The 19,302-nt window shown below is 37.6% G+C and carries 12 protein-coding genes and 1 pseudogene; 7 read left to right on the forward strand and 6 right to left on the reverse strand.

The features are described 5' to 3' along the window. The 3 genes and pseudogenes from FJR06_RS17965 to FJR06_RS17975 all read left to right on the forward strand — a co-directional run. Positions 1-479 (forward strand): annotated as a pseudogene (locus tag FJR06_RS17965) (hypothetical protein); the annotation flags it as partial. 476 nt (positions 480-955) lie between these two features. Continuing rightward, the gene (locus FJR06_RS17970) at positions 956-1,072 is read left to right on the forward strand and encodes a photosystem II reaction center protein I (protein WP_083881405.1); all 117 of its coding nucleotides are present in this window, start codon (positions 956-958) and stop codon (positions 1,070-1,072) included. Positions 1,073-1,170: 98 nt separating this feature from the next. Then, positions 1,171-3,561: a DUF3769 domain-containing protein gene (locus FJR06_RS17975; RefSeq protein WP_015078197.1), complete on the forward strand. Its 2,391-nt coding sequence runs from the start codon at positions 1,171-1,173 to the stop codon at positions 3,559-3,561. A 93-nt stretch (positions 3,562-3,654) separates the two neighbouring features. Here FJR06_RS17975 and FJR06_RS17980 read toward each other — a convergent pair whose 3' ends face one another. Beyond that, complete coding sequence (locus tag FJR06_RS17980; RefSeq protein ID WP_168651954.1) at positions 3,655-5,187, reverse strand: SagB/ThcOx family dehydrogenase; 1,533 nt, start codon at positions 5,185-5,187, stop codon at positions 3,655-3,657. A 160-nt stretch (positions 5,188-5,347) separates the two neighbouring features. Between FJR06_RS17980 and FJR06_RS17985 the strand changes: the two genes are divergently transcribed. Beyond that, a complete protein-coding gene (locus FJR06_RS17985) occupies positions 5,348-6,187 on the forward strand; it encodes an alpha/beta fold hydrolase (RefSeq protein ID WP_015078199.1) in 840 nt (279 codons plus the stop codon). A gap of 130 nt (positions 6,188-6,317) precedes the next feature. Continuing rightward, positions 6,318-8,024: a serine/threonine-protein kinase gene (locus tag FJR06_RS17990; protein ID WP_168651955.1), complete on the forward strand. Its 1,707-nt coding sequence runs from the start codon at positions 6,318-6,320 to the stop codon at positions 8,022-8,024. Positions 8,025-8,280: 256 nt separating this feature from the next. Here the strand turns inward: FJR06_RS17990 and FJR06_RS17995 are convergent, their stop codons facing one another. From FJR06_RS17995 to FJR06_RS18015, 5 genes are all read right to left on the reverse strand, one after another. Beyond that, complete coding sequence (locus FJR06_RS17995; protein WP_015078201.1) at positions 8,281-9,069, reverse strand: ABC-2 family transporter protein; 789 nt, start codon at positions 9,067-9,069, stop codon at positions 8,281-8,283. 5 nt (positions 9,070-9,074) lie between these two features. Further along, positions 9,075-10,058, reverse strand: a complete 984-nt coding sequence (locus tag FJR06_RS18000; RefSeq protein WP_015078202.1) for an ATP-binding cassette domain-containing protein — start codon at positions 10,056-10,058, stop codon at positions 9,075-9,077. Positions 10,059-10,106: 48 nt separating this feature from the next. Further along, entirely contained in the window at positions 10,107-13,631 is a 3,525-nt protein-coding gene (locus tag FJR06_RS18005; RefSeq protein WP_168651956.1) for an AAA-like domain-containing protein, read from the reverse strand. A 14-nt stretch (positions 13,632-13,645) separates the two neighbouring features. After that, on the reverse strand, positions 13,646-15,280 hold the full coding sequence (locus tag FJR06_RS18010; RefSeq protein ID WP_168651957.1) for an AAA-like domain-containing protein: 1,635 nt from the start codon (positions 15,278-15,280) through the stop codon (positions 13,646-13,648). Between the two features lie 363 nt (positions 15,281-15,643). Further along, positions 15,644-16,708, reverse strand: a complete 1,065-nt coding sequence (locus FJR06_RS18015) for a mannose-1-phosphate guanylyltransferase (protein WP_015078205.1) — start codon at positions 16,706-16,708, stop codon at positions 15,644-15,646. 426 nt (positions 16,709-17,134) lie between these two features. Here FJR06_RS18015 and FJR06_RS18020 point away from each other — a divergent pair, with 426 nt between their 5' ends. Together FJR06_RS18020 and FJR06_RS18025 are read left to right on the forward strand one after the other, a co-directional pair. Beyond that, positions 17,135-18,640: an LCP family protein gene (locus FJR06_RS18020; protein ID WP_041457517.1), complete on the forward strand. Its 1,506-nt coding sequence runs from the start codon at positions 17,135-17,137 to the stop codon at positions 18,638-18,640. 95 nt (positions 18,641-18,735) lie between these two features. Next, positions 18,736-19,242, forward strand: coding sequence for a pentapeptide repeat-containing protein (locus FJR06_RS18025; protein WP_015078207.1), 507 nt, complete (start codon positions 18,736-18,738; stop codon positions 19,240-19,242). Positions 19,243-19,302 lie beyond the last annotated feature (60 nt).

Raw genomic sequence — 19,302 nt, forward strand, 5'->3', positions numbered from 1 at the left:
TTGTCGCATGGGAAAAGCCAGCACAAGCTATCACATTTAATTGGGACGCATCGGGTTTAAATGTAAGCGGAAGTGGTCAAATTGAACTTGGAGATACAGCTGATCAGAATGGTTTCTACACAATTACTAACATATGGGGTATTATCAACTTCAATGATGGTTCTGCTGGACAAATTATAGGATTAACAGACCCAGTCCCAAAGATAAAACTCAATCCACCAGTCTTCCCTCCTATTAACTTTCAATACCAAAAAACACCAGTAGGCGATTTCCCAGATCCAAATAAATATGAAAATTACGCTTTTAATGAGCCCTTCACTGTAACCCCCGTACCATTCGACATCAGTCCAGGTGCTATATTACCCACCATCCCCATCTTAGCTTTAATGTACCTATGGAAACAATCGAGGAATAGAATGGCGTTAAAAACCATTAATAATCCTGATGTAACAGTTTCGACATATAGACAAGTAGGTTAACACAATAAAACCAAACTCTGTCAAGAAAAGTAGGCGTTGCTGAAACCAGGTATGAATTTAGGTGTAGAGACGAGAATCCCTACATGAGGAACGTCTCTACAAGGGTTTTGAAATCATCAAAAATCATTTTCATACCTCAAATCAGCAACGCCGAAAAGTAAAATGGTTGAAAACTTCTTCACCCTTGCAAGAGTGCTATAACGACAATTTTTAACACCAACCTACTTATTGTTATCAACCATTTTAATTTGTCGGTTGGGTTGAGGTACGAAACCCAACACAGTCCATAAGTATATTACATTTAATGTTGAGGTACGAAAACCAACACAGTCCATAAGTATATTACATTTAATATTGGGGTTTCACTTCGTTCTACCCAACCTGCGAGACTGCTGTTCTCTATTCTCTCGCCAAAGGTACAAGATATAGGTAAGATAAATTAGTTGCTATTTACCAAACCCCTGGGAGTTAGTTCTATGTTGAGTTTAAAAATCGCTGTTTATATTGTGGTCGGCTTCTTTGTCAGCCTTTTCATATTCGGGTTTTTGTCCAATGACCCAGCCCGCAACCCTGGCCGTCGGGACGCAGAATAAATATCCAACAAATCACCCCTAGTGGCTGGAAGGTAGAAAGAGGCTAATATGTAATTCAACCTTCCGGCTATTTTTTGCTTTTTGGTCAGCTTGAAAATATGTTTCATCCAGTATTGTCGCCTCAGCTACCTCCAAGTCTTGAATCTTTAAAACCTGTTGATCATCTCGCTTCTGCTACTGTTGTCAAGATTAAAACTGATAGACGAAAACTGATAATTGTCGGTAAAAATCAGGATAATAAGTATCAATTAAATATCAGCCTAGTCAAGAAAGATGTTGTTACGAAAGCTTCTTCATCTTCACCAGAAAACTTAGCGCCCCAGTCTTTACCCACCTATCCTCAAGTCAACGGTGAAGTTAGTCATAAAAATCAATTATTTCTTGATAAATCGGTAGTTTTAGCAGCCACACCAATTCCCCCAACTGAGTCCGGTAATGTGAATTTACAGGAATCTGGAGGAAAATTTGATCTGTCTGTTGGTGACAAGAAACCTGCGGCTGCACCAGTCCAAAATCTGATTGAATTCAAGCTGAGAAATCCCGAAAATCGAGAGTCAACACCGACTACTGTGGAATTTCCGCCGTCACCCCAACTCCCACAAGTAGAGAAGATTCCCGCGGGGAAAGGCAGAGTTGTGGAGGTAATTGCCGATCGCCAGGAGTATGATGAGCAAAGGCGAATTGTCACGGCTGATGGTAATGTCGTGGTCAGATTTGATGGAGCAGTGATTGATGCCGATAGTTTGCACATCAATTTGGATAATTTGATTGCGGTGGGGGAAGGTAATGTAGCTTTGACTAGAGGTAATCAGGTACTGCAAGGAAAACGTTTTACTTATAATTTTATTCAAGATAATGGGGAGTTGGAAAACGGTAAAGGTGAACTTTATATCCCCACCACAGGTACAGATTTTGCTTTTTCACCGTCGCTTCCTACAGATATTACAGCGGGTGGTGTACCTAGCCAGCCTTTAAGTAATCGGATTCGCGCTAATCAACCTATAGCGGGTGTAAATAGTCCTGGAGGAATACAATTTAATGCTAGTGGTCAGTCAGATGTGCGAAATGTACCTGCACAAGAATCTGGAGGTGTTGTCAAGCGGTTACGTTTTGAAGCCCAACGGATTGAATTTTATCCGCGAGGTTTTCAAGCGCAAGATGTCAGAATTACGAATGATCCTTTTTCACCACCGGAACTAGAAGTTAGGGCGGAACAGGTGACGGTGACGCGAGAAGCACCTTTAATAGACCGGATTGTTACCCAGCGTCAACAGTTGGTTTTTGATCAAAAAGTTGTTATCCCTATTCCTGTGAATCGTCGAACTATAGATCGACGACCACGCCAAGTAAATCCTACTATTGTCTCTCCTGGTTTTGATAATGGTAAACGGGGTGGTGTGTATGTAGAACGCAGTTTTGAACCGATTAATACTGATCAAAAACGCTGGACTATTATCCCCCAGTTCTATGTGCAAAGGGCGTTTAAAGATAGTGGGAATGTGGCCAGTTTATTTGGTGTCAAGAGCAAGCTGAATGCTGTTTTTGGTCCCAAAACTATTCTGGAAGGTACGGGAGAGTTAACTAGTTTTGATTTCGATCAGGTGGAAAATAGTTTACGCGGGAGTTTGCGGTTACGCCAAATATTGGGTAATGTCAATCCTTATACATTGAGTTTAGAATCTAGTTACCGCGATCGCTTGTATAATGGTAGTCTTGGCTATCAAACTGTACAAAGTAGTATCGGTGGAATTATCTCTTCTCCCGTTATTCCTTTAGGCAAAAGCGGCATCAATCTTAGCTATCAAGGTGGCGCTCAATATATAGATGCAAACACGGATCGTCAAGATTTACTCTCCCCAGTGCGGAAAAATGATCGGATTTCGCTGAGTCGTTTACAAGGAAGTGTGGCTTTGAGTGGTGGTATCAATTTGTGGCAAGGGAAACCATTGGCAGCTACAGCGACTGAGGGACTAAAATATACATCTAATCCTGTTGTACCGTATTTGCAAGCGATCGCAGGTATCACGGGAACTACTAGCTATTATGGTAGCAGCGATAACCAAAGCACTTTAACTGGGACTATGGGTTTAGTGGGACAGATTGGGAATTTTTCTCGCCCTTACTTAGATTATACCGCCTTTAATCTCACCTATTCCCAGGGAACTAACAGCGGTTTATCACCTTTTCTCTTTGACCGTTTAGTTGATAATAAAGTCCTGAATGCGGGTCTTTCTCAGCAACTTTATGGACCGTTCCGGCTAGGTTTGCAAACATCCATTAACCTCGATACAGGTAAAGCTACTAGCACTGATTATATTATGGAATATAGCCGTCGCACCTATGGTATTAGCCTGCGTTACAATCCTGTTCTCCAGTTAGGTGGCTTTAGTATTCGTATTAGTGACTTTAATTGGACAGGTGGTACAGATCCATTTTCTAATGGAGAAGTTAAACCCGTTGTTGGTGGTGTAGTCCGTCAGGATAATTGAAAATCAGGAGTTATGAGTCCATCATTTTTATCTTGACAAACTACTAGATCAACTAGATCCCCGACTTCTCCAAGAAGTCGGGGATCTAAACTCCTATCTAGGTTTTCCTAATGTCGTAATGTAGATAACTGCTTCATCCGTAGGGATACCCAATACTTCATTTACTTGGTCATCAAAAAAGCCAGCGATACCACTCACACCTAAGTTCAGACGAATAGCTGCTAAATTCAGCCTTTGTCCGAAAATACCTGCATCTAGGTGTAAATAACGGTAAACACGATCTCCATATTGAGCGATCGCATTTTTTAAATCAGCAGTATGAAATAATACTGCCCCTGCATCTCTCCCTAATTCCTGTTCCAAACAGAGAAAATATAACTCCCGACGGCAATTTTTAAAGCGAATTTGCCGTAATTCTTGGGCTTTAGGTGCGTAATAATAACAGCCTGGATCTAATCCTTGCACTCCAGAAACAACAACAAATGTTTCTATTAAATTCAAGTCAAAATAATCAGGTTGGGGATCTAAATCTTGGTCAATGTAATTTTGTGGTTGATAAGTAAAATCAAGTAAAGCTTTCAGTTCATCGAAACTCAAATCATCACCAGTATAAGCACGAGTAGAACGGCGTTTATAGATAGTATTTGATAATTCTGATAAATTTTCTCCCCAAAACATTGGTGTAGTTCGAGTCGAAAATTTTTCACAAAAAGGAAAATTATATTTGTCTTCTAAAGACTTTTCTGATGGCACAGTTGGTAAATTTAACTTACCACCAGTACTAGCTGGAATTTGGGTGTTTAAATGAAAATATTTCAGTAGTTCACCATCAGGAATAGATGGATAATTAGTTGTAGTTGTCGAAGGTAAAGCCGTGCGTCCTAATGGTAAATTTTGGCTCACATCTAACAAATCTGCCAAAGCTAAAACAGCAGTTGTTCCTTCTTGTTCATGATCAATATAAAGTAATTCATTAACAGCTTCATCAGCAAAACCGCCAATTAAATGAGAGCGATAATCGGCAATATTACAAGCTAATTGAATATTACTTAAAAGATGCCCAGTGTCGAGAAAAATTCGCCGATAAGCCCTGTTTTCATAACGCCAAGCGGAACGATAAAAGACCGCAGTGGTAATAATAGCTAATTGGGTACTTTCTAAGGAAGGATGCCAAAAACAAGCTGCTTGTAAAGTTTGCCAAACATCACTTTCCCAAAAGTGCATTAAAGAATGAGTTCGACATTGATAATTATAAAGTCCTGGTGGTAATAATGGCGTACCGCGAGAAACTAAATATACCTCAGCCGGATATAACCCTCCCGCACTGGGCGCAGAACGTAAGTATACTGTATTACCCAAAGAAGGCATTTTTGCTGTGAGTCCATAACTGTGAAATAATAGTTGAGAAAGCCGCCACCACCATTTGGTATCTTGTTTATTAGCAACAGTTGCCGCTGTTTCTTGCAGATAGGGTTTGAGGTCTATATCAGAGCCAATTTTGTACTCTTTGAACGGTACTGGTTGTTTATTCCAGTCTAAATTACGACCTTTACCAGCCAGGGTTTCTGGGTGGTACTTAGTCCGGTCGTGATAGTGTTGGGAAATGGATTGTTCTATTTCTGGCATAGTAATTTTAATATCCTTGTAGTCCTACTCTTGATTTTGACATTTATTAGTTCCATTAATTCGTGCTAATCAGTACAATCATCAAAATTAAAAATTAACCCCAAAAAAGTTATTTTTCTGTTAGAATCCCGAATCACCTATCCTGGAGAAGATTGACCAAATGATGCCTGTACGTCAAACTTTATCAACATCTGATATTCAACTTTCTTATTTAGAATGGAGTCAAGGTCAAGAACCATTACTGTTATTACATGGTATGGCTGATCATGCTTTGGTTTGGTCTAGTTTGGGAGATTATTTAGCAGCAGATTATCATATAGTTGCGCCAGATATGCGTGGTCATGGTGAAAGTAGTAAGCCAGAACAAGATTATACCTTTGCCAGTGCAATTTCCGATCTAGAAGCATTAATGGATAAACTAGGATGGTCTGCGGCTCATATTGTCAGTCATTCCTGGACAGGAAAATTAGCCGCTATTTGGGCTAGAGAGAACCCAGCTAGGTTAAAAAGTATCACATTAGTAGATCCCATTTTCATCTGGAAAATGCCTAGTTTCCTAAAAATCACATTTCCCCTGTTGTATCGTGTTTTACCCTTTCTGAAAAGCATGGGACCATTTGCAAGTTACGAGGAAGCTGAACAAAAAATTAAACAACTCAGTCAATATCAAAATTGGAGTTCTTTGCAACAGCAAGTTTTTCAAGCCGCAATTGAAGAAAAACCCAACGGTACTTGGGGTAGCAAATTTACCATAGCAGCCCGTGATGGCATTTTCGACGCAGTCATGGAAATACCAGGTTTTATTCACCCAGTTGACACACCTGCCCTCTTTATACAACCAGAAAAAGGTGTAAACCGCCAAAATTGGCAAATTCAACCTTACAAAACCAACCTTAAAAACTTAAATTTGTGTCAAGTTCCCGGAAATCATTGGCCATTTCTAACCAACCCCACAGAATTTAATCAAACAGTTGCCACTTTTTTAGCAGCACAAACATGAGATAATTTCTAACTTTCACCAATCACCAATTACCAATTACCAATCACCAATCACCAATTACCAATCACCAATCACCAATCACCAATTACCAATCACCAATTACCAATCACCAATCACCAATCACCAAATTATGAGCCTTTGCATTAATCCAGTTTGTTCTCAACCTAATCATCCAGATAATGACGAAAACCGTTTTTGTCAAAGTTGTGGTTCTCAATTGGAATTGATAGGACGTTATCGAGTATTACGTTTATTAAGTGATAAAACTGGATTTGGCAAAATTTACGAAGCCTATCAACAAGACACCCCAAAAATCCTCAAAGTTCTCAAAGAAGAATTAACAAATGATAGTAAAGCCTTAGCACTATTTCAACAAGAAGCCAAGGTTTTACAACAACTAAATCATCCTGGTATTCCGCGAACAGAAGGTTATTTTCCCTATCAAACTAGAAATAATCTCATATTGCATTGTCTGGTGATGGAAAAAATTGCAGGACCTAATTTAGAACAATGGTTAAAGCAACAACAAAACCGCCCCATTTCTGAAGCTCAAGCCATAGTCTGGTTAAAACAATTATTAGAAATATTAGATTTAGTTCATAACCAACAATATTTACATAGAGATATTAAACCATCAAATATCATGATTCGTCCAGATGGACAATTAGTATTAATTGACTTTGGTACAGCCAGAGAAATTACCAGAACCTATTTAGCAAATGGTGGAGGAATGACAGCAATTTCATCATCAGGTTATAGTCCTCAAGAACAAATGCGAGGACAAGCCATACCTTCATCAGATTTCTTTGCTTTAGGACGGACATTTGTATTTTTATTAACGGGATTTCCCCCCGAACAATTATATGATCCTCATTTAGATATCTTACAATGGCGACAGCATGGGAATCATGTTTCTCCATTATTATTAGACTTCATTGATTGGTTAATATCAACAGAAGTCACTAAACGTCCTAGCAATGCTGAAGAGATTTCTAGAAGATTAGCAGCAATTGAACATCAACTTACAGAAAATACATCCGCAACTGTGAATATTGGCGGGTTAGGAAAAACAGAAATAATTAATAAACCAACTACTAATAATACCGTTATTCCTCCACAAAGACAACCCGAAAAATTACCATTATTATCCTGGTTTGCAGCTTTAATAGTTTCCTTATTACTACTTTGGTGGGTATCATTAGCATTTAGAAATACTAAATTTGCGGCTTTACCTCCTGACTATGGACAAGCACCAGTTAAACAAGGCAAAGTTGATTATTTTCCCTATGAAGAAGGGAAAGATAGTCAAGGGAGAGTTGCAGAATTTAATATTGCGGTTTTATCAGTAGAATATAAATGGCAATTAGGCAGCACTTACCAAATTAAATATAATGATCAAACTATTACCCTTGATTCCTTAAAATCTAATTTAGAACAAGAAGGAATTCAGAAAATTATGGAAAATCCCAGCGAGATTATTTCTGTGGGAACAGCTTCTTGTGAAGGTAATATTACCGCCGAACAAAGTCGCGCTTTAGAACGTTCTCAACAAATTCAATTATTAGGAAAAAAGATATTTAGTAGTACACCCAGTGTTAAAGGTTATCGGTTATTAAATTTGGGACAATTTCAGAGAAAAGATTGTCAAGCCAACCAAGACTCAACAGCCTATCAACGCAGTATTATTATCATTGGGGTGAAAAAACAAGCCCAAGGGGTAATATTAGATGAAGCTTTAAGAGATAGATTAGAGAAAAAACCATTTGCTGATTTTAAATTAGAGGATTATTCTCTGGGTTCACCAGATAAATTTAAAACCATACCCAGTAATTTATAGTAGTTCCCGGTGTTATGAGGTACATATCTAGCGGGCAAGATGCCCGCACTACAAGAGTTTCATGATTCAACTTTGTACCTCATAAGAGCGGAAACCGCTGTAAAGCCTCTCCCCTACGAGGGGAGAGGTTTGGAGAGGGGGTCTGTTTACACATTAAAAACTTTTAAAACATCCTTTAACAGCAAATACTTTTGATCAATTACGTGAACTTATCCAAAATATTTATGCTGCTGAAATACATTAAATTATGAATTATTTAAGCCCCCATACCTGAATACTGTTTTAAACCCCTCCGCCATAAAAAACGATTAGCGCCTAAAAATAGGAGAAACCAACCGGCAATTGATAAAAATCCTCTGGTTAAATCTACAGGTAGTCCTACCAAAATACTCGCTGGAAAATTAATCATGTAGGGAAAAGGTGTCCACATAACTATGTTTCTGACGTTTTCTGGAAAAACATCCAAAGGTGCTATCAAACCTGATAAAAATACAAAAAACAACAACCATAGATTTTCTAAAGCTGCGGCTTTTTCTGTCCAAAATGCAAATATAGCAAAGGTATATTGAATTATAAATCTTAAAGCAAAAGCCATAATTGCTGCTAGAATAAATAGCAATAAATTAGTTATACTAGGCAACCAAAAAGCTTGGGGATAGAGAACAAAAAAGAATATTGATAAAAACAATACAAAAGGCATTCGAGCGACTCTTTCACCAAGATGATTCGCAACATGATGCCAAACTGGATCTATAGGTTGTAATAATTTGGGGGAAAGTTTACCTTCTAAAACTTCTTTTTCAAAATCATAAATTACCCAAACAACACTAATTTGTCTAGCCAGAAAAACTGCAAAAAAGTATCGAGCAAAATCAACAGATTTAAAAGCAAATTTACCACTGTCAGCAGCTTGTATCCAAATACCCATCATAATAATTGGTAAAGAACCAGCTAAAACCCAGAATATTAATTCTGACCTATATTCCAGCATCTTCGCATAATTTACTGACAGCAAAGTTAAAGCTTTTTTAACAATTTTTTTCATAGTTATCAATGGTTAAATCCTTTTTGAAAAACTCTACCAATTACTTCTTCTACTGGTGGTTCTGTGACTGTTAAATCTACCACTTCCAAATCGGCTAAAATTTGGGAAACAGTGCGAGTCATGGCTGCTTGTGGCACAATAAATCTAACTGCTCTTCCTTCTAGCATTTGTACATCACCATAGGGCATAAGTTGTTCTAGTGATAATGGTTGAACTAACTCTACATAAATTTCTCGATAAGGGGCAAAACTTGCTAATAACCCATCTAATCTACCATCATACATTAATTTTCCTTCGTGAATTAATAACACCCGTTCACACAAAGCTGTAATATCAGCCATGTAATGACTCGTTAATAATATGGTTGCTTGATATAGCTGATTATATTCTTTTAAAAAGTTACGTACCCCTGCTTGAGCATTAACATCTAATCCTAAAGTTGGTTCATCTAAAAATAAAACTTGGGGACGGTGTAAAAGTGCTGCTAATAGTTCAGCCTTCATTCTTTCACCTAATGATAATTTTCGCACGGGTTGAGTTAATTTACCTGCTAAAGCCAGCATTTCTGTTAATTCCCCAACTCGACGCTGAAATTCTTTGTCAGAAATATTATAAACTGCGGCGTTAATTCTCAGAGAATCTAGGGCTGGTAAATCCCAAATTAATTGCTGTTTTTGTCCCATCACTAAAGTGATTTTTTGTAAAAATGCTTCTTGACGATTAAAGGGAATAAATCCACCAACTTTAACTGTACCTTGAGAGGGATGAATTAATCCTGTGAGCATTTTTAAGGTTGTAGTTTTACCTGCGCCATTGGGTCCCAAAAAACCGACAATTTCCCCAGGCTCAATGCTAAAAGAAACATCCTGAACAGCGTTAATATTGCGATAAGTCCGGCGAAAAAAGTGGCTAATTGTTCCCCCTATCCCTGGATCTTTAATCGCTACTGGATAGGATTTACTCAGGTTTTCTGCAATGATAATTGACATAAAAAATTTATTTCCTTCTGCCTGATAAGGTTGATTTTCTCCCCTCTACTAATGATCGCACAAATGACGAGTAGAAAGCTTGTCCCCAGAAGAATTATTTTCTTCTGAATTTTCTAGTTCCTGATTATTTTGTAAATAATCTTTTACCCAGTTACAAGCATAATCTAATTCATTCGTGGCAAAGATTTGGGGTAAATTCCAGATAATGGCAGTGCGATCGCCACTAACGGATACTAAACTTTTACCATCAGCACTAAAGGTTAAGGAAGAAACCACTCCTCGATGACCAAATAAGGTAATGATTGGCTTACCATCAAGATCCCAAAGGTTGATGGTGTTATCTTCACTAGCAGCAGAGATCATTCTTCCGTCTGGACTAAATTTTATCTTGTTCAGTCCCGCTTTTGAAGTTATCAATGTTTTTAATAACTTGCCATTGGCTTGCCATAAGTTGATAGTATGATCGTCACTTAACGATGCAATTAATTTACCATCAGGACTAAAGGTGACATCAAAAACTTGGCCGTTATGTCCTTTTAAGGTGTGGAGGAGTTGACCCTCTCTATTCCATAGACGGACTGTTTTATCATAACTGCCAGTTGCTAACACTTGACCATCAGGACTAAATTCTACACTAACAATAGGTTCTTTATGTGCTTGGATAGTTTTTTGCCAACGAAAGCTAAAGGGTTTTTTGTAATCTCGTTGCCAAAGCCGTAGAGTTTGATCAAAACTAACAGAAGCGAGAAGTTTACCATCAGGACTCAAGGCAATATTGTCAATGCTCGCAGTATGCCCTGAAAGAGTATCTATGAGAGTGCCATCTATGTTCCAGATTTTGATGGTTTTATCATAACTACCAGTTGCTAAATACTGGCCATCTGGACTAAAGACAACGGAGGTAATACCATTTTGATGTCCTTTTAAACTTTTGAGTAATTTGCCATTATGTTGCCAAATATTGATGACATAATCCCAACCTGTGGTAGCAATGATTTTCCCATTAGGACTGATGGCAGCTTGTGTTAAGTTGAGTTGATGACCTCTTAAAACTGTGAGTAAGGGATTTTGTAATTGCCAAAGTTTAACGCTATTATCTAAACTGCCTGTAGCTAGAATTTTACCATCTGGACTCCAAGCGATCGCCCAAATTGCTTGTTGATGTCCTTCTAAAGTTAGTAAGTCTTTACCGTCTATACTCCATATTTTCACTACTTTATCCCAACTGGCAGCAGCAATAGTTTGACTATCGGCACTAAAGGCGATCGCAATTACTGAATATCGTCCCTCAAAATTACTGATTTTTTTACCATCGAGACTCCAAATTTCTATCTTTTTATTATTACCACCTGTAGCTAACCGCTTACCATCAGGAGAAATGGCTAAACCACGCACAGCATCTTTACCACGATTAAAGTTAACTAATTTTTTCCCGTCTTGACTCCAAAGAATTGCTGTACCATCAAAACTACCTGTTACTAATTTTTTTCCATCGGGAGTAAATAGAACTTTATAAATAGTTAGTTGATGAGCCTTAATTATAGTTAGTTTTTCCGCTGCTAAATTCCACAATCCTAAATTACCATCATTCATGCCAATTGCTAAGAGTTGACCATCAGGACTAAAAGCTATACTTTTAACTTCCCCATTCACAGAAATAGTTTTCAACTTTTGCCCATTCACAGACCAAAGTTTGACAGTTTTATCCAGACTACCGGAAGCAATAACTTTCCCATCAGGACTAAAAGCAACTGTGGAAACTGTAGCATGATGACCTTTAAATGTGCGGAGTAATTTGCCATTTTTCTCCCACAATGACACTTCATCTCGATTGGTAACTGCCATCTTTTGGCTATCAGGACTCCAAGCTAAATCCCAAACTAAACCAAGATTATGACCTGATAAGCGATTCCGTTCTTGCGCTCCATAACTAGCTTGACGGACAACATTATCAGTTAGGTGATCCAGTTCAGGATTATTAATATTTAATTTTTTTAATTTTCTTTTTGCTTTAATAGCATCCCTTACTGCTTCTAATTCTTGATGGGATTTAAAGTTCCCATTAGAAGAGGATATCAGGGCTTTAATTTCACTAATTTTTGCTAATCTTTCACTTTGAAGAGATTGACGATATAACCAGAAAGATATCCCCCCTAAGCTGACAGCAGTTAACAAAGCTGTACTAATTACTCCCAAGATGAGTTTTTGCAACCGAGCATTTTTTTGTTGTTCAAGCAGTTGAATTTCCATATTTTTGGATTTTTCTGCTACTAAAACAAGCTGTTGTTCTCGTCGTTCTAATTCTGCACTTTTAGCTAAAAATTGATTATCTAAATTTGTTAGACTTTTATCCCAAGCCCAAGCTTGAGCATCCGCTAATGCTTGTCCTCTTAGTAAGCGAGATTCATCAGCTTGTTGGGAAGTTACCCACGCATCAAAAGTCTGCGAGTAGGGACGTAAATTAGCTAATTGTTTTTCTACCCAATCTAAGTTAAATACTTCGGCATAAATACGGTTTTTAACAATTAATAATCCTACTTGTTTAACTACTAAACCTGATAGCAATAATTCTACTTGTTCTCGACTATCATCACTTTTTACTTCTACACCTTGCAAAATTTGCTGATAAATTCCTAATAATCTACTTACAAGCTGTTGATTATAAAGTAATCGATCTCGAATAGTTCTTAAATGTTCTGGTTCGTCTTGAGATTCCCAATTTTTAATAATATATTCATTGACAACATTATCTAACCAAAACTCTTCATAACCTTTAGCGAAATCTAGGTAATCACCACTTACTTGAAAATTAGTGATGAGATTACATAACTTTTGGGTTAAAAAAGGCTGCCCTCCTGTCCAATCTAAAATTTGTTTCATGACTGGGTACGGATTAGGTATGACTAACTCTAATCCTCTAATTAAAGAATCCACTTCTGCTATTTTAAATCCTTTTAAATCAATGGCTTGACCAATATTAAAAGGTGTTCTTTTCGCATCTTGAATTAAATCTGATGGAGTCGCAACTCCAAAAATTGCAAATGTCAACCGCTGATATTCTGGATCTATGGCTCTTTGATTATAGCAGTATCTAATTAATGCAAAAAAATCATCTACGGGAAAATCCAAACTGAGGATACTATCAATTTCATCTATAAAAATAATTAGCCTTTCTTCTGGAAATTGGGTTAATAATTCCGCAATAAACTGACTTAATTTATGGACTAAAGAAATATCATCTCCTGTTTGCCACCATGATTTTAAATTGAATTTTCCTAAAAGTTTAAATCCTCTACATAAATCGGCGATTATGCCCTTATACCATTGACTTGCAGTGATATTTTCACTACCAATATTCGTTATATCAATTGATGTACATTTAAATCCTTCTTGTTCTAAATGATGTTTAGTTCTCACTAACAGAGACGATTTACCCATTTGACGACAGTTAAGAACATAACAAAATTCACTCTTTTTTAAAGCGTTATATATTTCTATATCTGTTTGTCTTTCTACGTAACTAGGGGCATTATTTATGAGACTACCACCGACTTGATATGGATAAGTATTCATATTAGTGATATTTATTATTCATCATAGCCAAATTTAAATTTAGAACTCAAAATACTGCGATCGCGCCCTAATTTCTTAGCTTGATACATTGCTTGATCAGCCGCTTCAAAAAATTCTCTTAAAGAAAAATCTCCTGAAGGAATGATACAGGCAATTCCTAAGCTTATGGTTAAGCTAATCATGTTTGTTAATTGATTTTTTTTGGTTAATTCAGGAATTTTAATTCTCAATGATTTTACTGTTTCTCTGATTTCTTCAGCAATGAATATAGCTGCTTCTGCGTCAACTTGTGGCAAAATTAATACAAATTCTTCACCACTATAACGAGCAACTAAATGATCTGGATTTTTAATTACTGAATTAATTGCTTGAGCAATTTTATGTAAACAATTATCACCACTCTGATGTCCATAGGTGTCATTATGAAATTTAAAGTTATCCAAATCTGCTAATATTAAAGATAGAGGTTCTTGGATGTATGTCATTCTTTCCCATTCTATTTCCAAAGTTTCATCAAAACATTTACGATTAGCAACTTGAGTTAGTTTATCAATATTAACTAACAATTGCAATTTTTCATTTTCTTTTTTTAATTTATCCCACGGAATAGCATTACTTTCTATTAGTAAACTTTTTTGAAAAAATAAACGATACAGTTCGCAAAAAGGTTCATAATTATAGCCACTTAATTTAATTAACCCTAAACTATCTAATTTATAAACCAAATTGTCCGACAAAAATATATTGTTACCTGTAGAATTCACAACTTGATTATATGCTTGAGACAATTCTGCATCTTGTAGCAATATATTGAGTAAATTTCTTAAATATCCGCTGTAAATATATTTACCCTTTGTACAATTATCTAATAGTTCTGGTAAAGAAATTTTCTGCTGGTAGAGATCATATAAAGCCTGATGAATTAAATATGGCTGTCCTCCCACCCAATACATTAAGTTTTTCACAGCTTGACTATCACACCAATCCAATTCATACCGTCTAGCTAATTCTGTTACTTGCTCGACTGTAAATTCTGGTAATTTCAATGACAAACCAACATTAAAGGGAGATTGATTGATATTTAAAGGGATATAAACTTCAGTGGAGTGCAATAATACTAACCGAACCTTTTGCCAAATCGGAGTTTGTTTAGCTTGTTCATGCCAATTGCGGAGGAGAAGTAGAAAATCTTGGGCAATTTGTTGATATTGAAAAGCATAATCTACTTCATTCAAAATTAAAACCAATGGACTTTTAATTTGCTCTAATAAATAACTCTCGAAATAAATTGAAGCACTAACTTTACTACCAATTTCCTCATCCCAATAATCATCCAAATCCGATGCAAGTGACAACTGCCGAGCCACATTCATACAAAACCAGCGTAAAAAATTATTCAGGCTCAAAAAAGTTTGGGTATCTACTAGTTTAAAGTCTATAGTAACTACGGAATATTCATGTATTTGAGCTTGGTGAATTAGCTGTAACATTAAAGAACTTTTGCCCATGTGCCGAGGTGCTTTAATCCGAATTAAACTCCCTGGTTTGAGTAATTCTGCGTAAGCATCGCTTTCAATGGGAGGGCGTTCAATATAAAAGCAGGAATTGAATGGTAGTGGATCCCCTGGTAAAGTAATATTTTTCTTCATTCACTTGAGGGCAAAATATTTTGTTTCTGATCAGAAATAATAAAGTTTGATTGCGATCCCCAAAAAAAGAGGCTCAAATCTCTTAATTAACATATACTGTCACCAAATACTATCAAAAGTCTAGTTAAGTAGGTGAACGGAAAAAAACCGTAGACGCGAAGCGGCTTCTCGAAGAGTAATATGTAACGAAAAGTAAAATCGCCCAAACCCTCTTCACTCTTGCCTCTTCACTCTTGCCTCAAGCCTCTTGCCTCAAGCCTCTTGCCTCAAGCCTCTTGCCTCAAGCCATAACGACAATTTTTAACGCCAACCTACTTATAATGAGTGACAGGACTTTGAGCCATCTACCAAGGGTTTTAACTTTTACAATAGGCCAGTAAAGCGGCTATCGGTTTGCAGAATTTTGAGGATCTGCTTAATTTCTTGGGTACGGTCTTTTTTAACTACTAGGGTAACATTGCGATCGCGCACAATTACCACATCTTCTAAACCAATAGTCACAATTACATCATCAGGATTGGAGGCATAAACGATTGCTCCTTGGGTATCTAAGCCCACATGAGTAGCAAGTTCTACATTAGGATTATCGGACTGCTTCAGTAAACGTTCAATAGCATTCCAATCACCCAGATCATCCCAACCAAATGCTACAGGCAAAACATAAGCTAGACTGGTTTTTTCCATCAGCGCGTAATCTATACTTTTCTTAGGTAACTGGGGATAAATATCAGGGCCATGTTGTTCTAAAGGTTTAATAATTTCTGGTGCATGGGTGCGTAATTCTTCTAGAACCACACCGGCTCGAAAAACGAACATACCACTATTCCAGCTAAACCGTCCCGTTGATAAAAAAGTTTCTGCCGTTTCTCGGTCGGGCTTTTCAGTAAATCTGTGAACATGATAGGCTGGCAAGTTATTAAAGCTACCTATTTTTTCACCTTGTTCAATATAACCATAGCCAGTTGAGGGGAAATTAGGTTTAATCCCCAAAGTCACAATTGCTGCTTTCTTAGCTGCCAAATCCATCGCAGCGGCTAAAGTTTCGGCAAATATCTCCTGGTCAGCAATCCAGTGGTCAGCCGGAAAAAAGCCAATAATAGCGTCTTCCCCGTAACGCTTTTTAATTTCTAAACTTGTCCAAGCAACAGCAGCAGCAGTGTCTCGACCCTCTGATTCAATGAGTAAATTTGCAACAGGCAAATCGGGAAGTTGTTCTCTGACCCCTTGAGCAATGGGACTAGACGTAATTACCCACAAGTTTTCCCAACCCCCAGCCAGAGTTAACAATCGATCAGCAGTTGCTTGTAGTAAGCTTCTAGAGCTACCATCAAGGCTTAAAAATTGTTTAGGTCGGTCTAGTCGGCTCAAAGGCCAAAAACGCTCACCTTTACCACCAGCCAGAATCACAGGAAAAAATAAATTATTCATGTTGGCATATACAGATAATTCAGAACAATATACAGCAGAGAACAGACAACAGGGAACACTTCGACAAGCTCAGTGCATCGCAGGCAACAGGGAACTGCTTTGAAAGTCTTTTGGTCTATGGCTTGTCCCCTAAATTTTGTCCCGGATAGCATTAGTCAGCTATTGGCTAACATTCACTGAAGCCTTATTTAGCTAAAATCTGCTTTAAGTCTACATTTATTGACGTTTGGATCATCTTCACTGATGAATTTTGGTGGTCAATTATGTTTCAATTATTACCTATTAAAACTATGAGGACAGCAACACCCAACAAAATCTCAGATTAGCTTTTCACAAAATCTCAAATTTGCGTAGTCAGTTTCATCTCGCAATATTTGTAGCTTGTATTAACATAACTTTAAGGAGTGGTTGAGTGGGGAGAAAATTGTGATTAAACAAGTTCAATGGTCAGAAAATCAGGTAGCACCTCAACAAGTACCAACCTCAGAACCGGAGGTGTTACAGCCACCAGTTCAATGGTCAGAAAATCAGGTAACACCTCAACAAGTACCAACCTCAGAACCGGAGGTGAAACCAAAACAATCAATTAACTCTTCTCGTCACGTCGTTGAATCCGTGGGAGCTATTCCCAACGAACTCTATGACCGCTTAGGTTTATCCGTCCCCCGCTGGTTACTGTGGGTATTAACCATTGTTTTAGGGGTAATTTTATCTGGATTACTAGCATCAAGTTTGGCACTATGGACTCCTCTATGGAGTAATCTCGACCAAGCGAAAGATGATGAATTCGGTGCGAATAAACAAGACCAAATCAAAGTACCGGGAGATTTATGGACTAAGCTTTCTCAGTACAAACTATCAAAACCCATGAACATTTTAATTATGGGTATTGAACCGGTTCCAGGGACTGTAGATGGTTCACCGGAAAGTTTTGCTGGTAAAAGCGATACCATGATGTTGGTGCGGCTAAATCCCAGTGATAAATCCATTCGCTTGCTGTCAATTCCCAGAGGGACAATGATAGCGATTCCCGAACAGGGATTAACTAAGGTATCTGAAGCTAACGCCAAAGGTGGTCCAGTTTTAGCCGCAAGAGTAGTTAGTCGGAGTTTAAATAATGCTCCCATAGATCGGTATATCCGCATTTCTACTAGCGGATTTCGGGAATTAGTTGAACAGTTGGGTGGAGTAGATGTATTTGTCCCCCAAACTATGAATTATCAAGATCAGGCTGGTGGCTTTGCCGTAAATTTAATCAGCGGTTGGCAAAGTCTCAATGGTGAACAAGCAGAACAGTTTGCCCGCTTTCGTGAAGAAGGTATGGGGGATTTACCAAGAGTCCAACGACAACAAGCACTGATAACTGCTTTAATGCAACGTCTCAACAGTCCCACTGTTTTACCCAGGTTGCCCCAATTAACTCGCTTAATGCGGAAGTATTTTGATACCAACCTCAAAATGGAAGAAATGATGGCATTGGCAAATTTTTCCGTCAATGTAGAACGGGATCATTTCCAAATGGCAATGTTACCTGGTACTTTTAGTAAACTCAGTCAAGACCCCAATAGCTATTGGTTAAATATGACTGGCCAACAAAGCTTATTAAATGATTTTGTTGGGGTAAATGTAACTGGGATTAAATCAGATACCAGACCCGTTTCTATCCAAAGAATTGCCGTTCAAAATACGACTAATCAACCCCAGCTAACGGAAAAGGTCATTACCTATCTTAAACAGAAAGGTTTTACTAATGTTTACCCAGTTCCAGACTGGCCAGATAGCCAACGTCAAACTCAGATTATTGTCCAAAAAGGCAACCGACAACCAGGAATTGACTTGCGACAAGTTTTAGGTTTAGGACAAATTGAAGTTTCCGGAAATGGTGATTTGGAATCTGACCTCACAATTCGCATTGGTAAAGATTGGAAATAGTTATTAGTCAGTGGTCAGTGGTCAGTGGTCAGTAGTCTAGAAAAAACGACTGACAACGAACAACTGACGACTGACAACCAACAATTAACAAATTTATGAACAAGATTTTGTTGAGATTTTTAAGTTTGATATTCATTTTTATTTTGGTGGGATTTTCGGTAATTATGAATCCCGAACCAGTTTTTGCTCAAGTTAATACCATTAATTACAATAATGCTAATTTAGAAAATCGGGACTTTTCTCATACTAATTTAGTTGGCGGAACTTTTGTCGCAGCCGAAATGCGGGGAACAAATTTTCAAGATGCAAATTTAACTAACGCCATTTTTACTAAAGGCGTTTTATTAAAAGCCAATTTAGAAAGTGCAAATTTAACGGGCGCTTTAGTTGATCGTGTTACCTTCGATAGTGCTAATCTAAGAAATGCCATTTTCGCAGAAGCAACTTTAACCCGCAGCCGTTTTTATGATGCTGATATCACTGGTGCTGATTTCACTGACGCATTAATTGACCGTTATCAAGTATCCTTACTCTGTCAAAGGGCTGATGGTGTGAATCCGGTAACTGGTATTTCTACCCGCGATAGTTTGGGTTGTAAATAGAAAATTGACAACTGACAACTGTACGGGCGAAGCATTTGCAGAACTATTTTTGGCAATGAC

It is taken from the genome of Dolichospermum sp. UHCC 0352 (assembly GCF_009711925.1).
Classification (GTDB): domain Bacteria; phylum Cyanobacteriota; class Cyanobacteriia; order Cyanobacteriales; family Nostocaceae; genus Dolichospermum; species Dolichospermum lemmermannii.

Coding starts and splice junctions, on each gene's coding strand:
- FJR06_RS17970 (WP_083881405.1), top strand. CDS start 956: ATGTTGAGTTTAAAAATCGCTGTTTATATTGTGGTCGGCTTCTTTGTC.
- FJR06_RS17975 (WP_015078197.1), top strand. CDS start 1,171: ATGTTTCATCCAGTATTGTCGCCTCAGCTACCTCCAAGTCTTGAATCT.
- FJR06_RS17980 (WP_168651954.1), bottom strand. CDS start 5,187: ATGCCAGAAATAGAACAATCCATTTCCCAACACTATCACGACCGGACT.
- FJR06_RS17985 (WP_015078199.1), top strand. CDS start 5,348: ATGATGCCTGTACGTCAAACTTTATCAACATCTGATATTCAACTTTCT.
- FJR06_RS17990 (WP_168651955.1), top strand. CDS start 6,318: ATGAGCCTTTGCATTAATCCAGTTTGTTCTCAACCTAATCATCCAGAT.
- FJR06_RS17995 (WP_015078201.1), bottom strand. CDS start 9,069: ATGAAAAAAATTGTTAAAAAAGCTTTAACTTTGCTGTCAGTAAATTAT.
- FJR06_RS18000 (WP_015078202.1), bottom strand. CDS start 10,058: ATGTCAATTATCATTGCAGAAAACCTGAGTAAATCCTATCCAGTAGCG.
- FJR06_RS18005 (WP_168651956.1), bottom strand. CDS start 13,631: ATGAATACTTATCCATATCAAGTCGGTGGTAGTCTCATAAATAATGCC.
- FJR06_RS18010 (WP_168651957.1), bottom strand. CDS start 15,280: ATGAAGAAAAATATTACTTTACCAGGGGATCCACTACCATTCAATTCC.
- FJR06_RS18015 (WP_015078205.1), bottom strand. CDS start 16,708: ATGAATAATTTATTTTTTCCTGTGATTCTGGCTGGTGGTAAAGGTGAG.
- FJR06_RS18025 (WP_015078207.1), top strand. CDS start 18,736: ATGAACAAGATTTTGTTGAGATTTTTAAGTTTGATATTCATTTTTATT.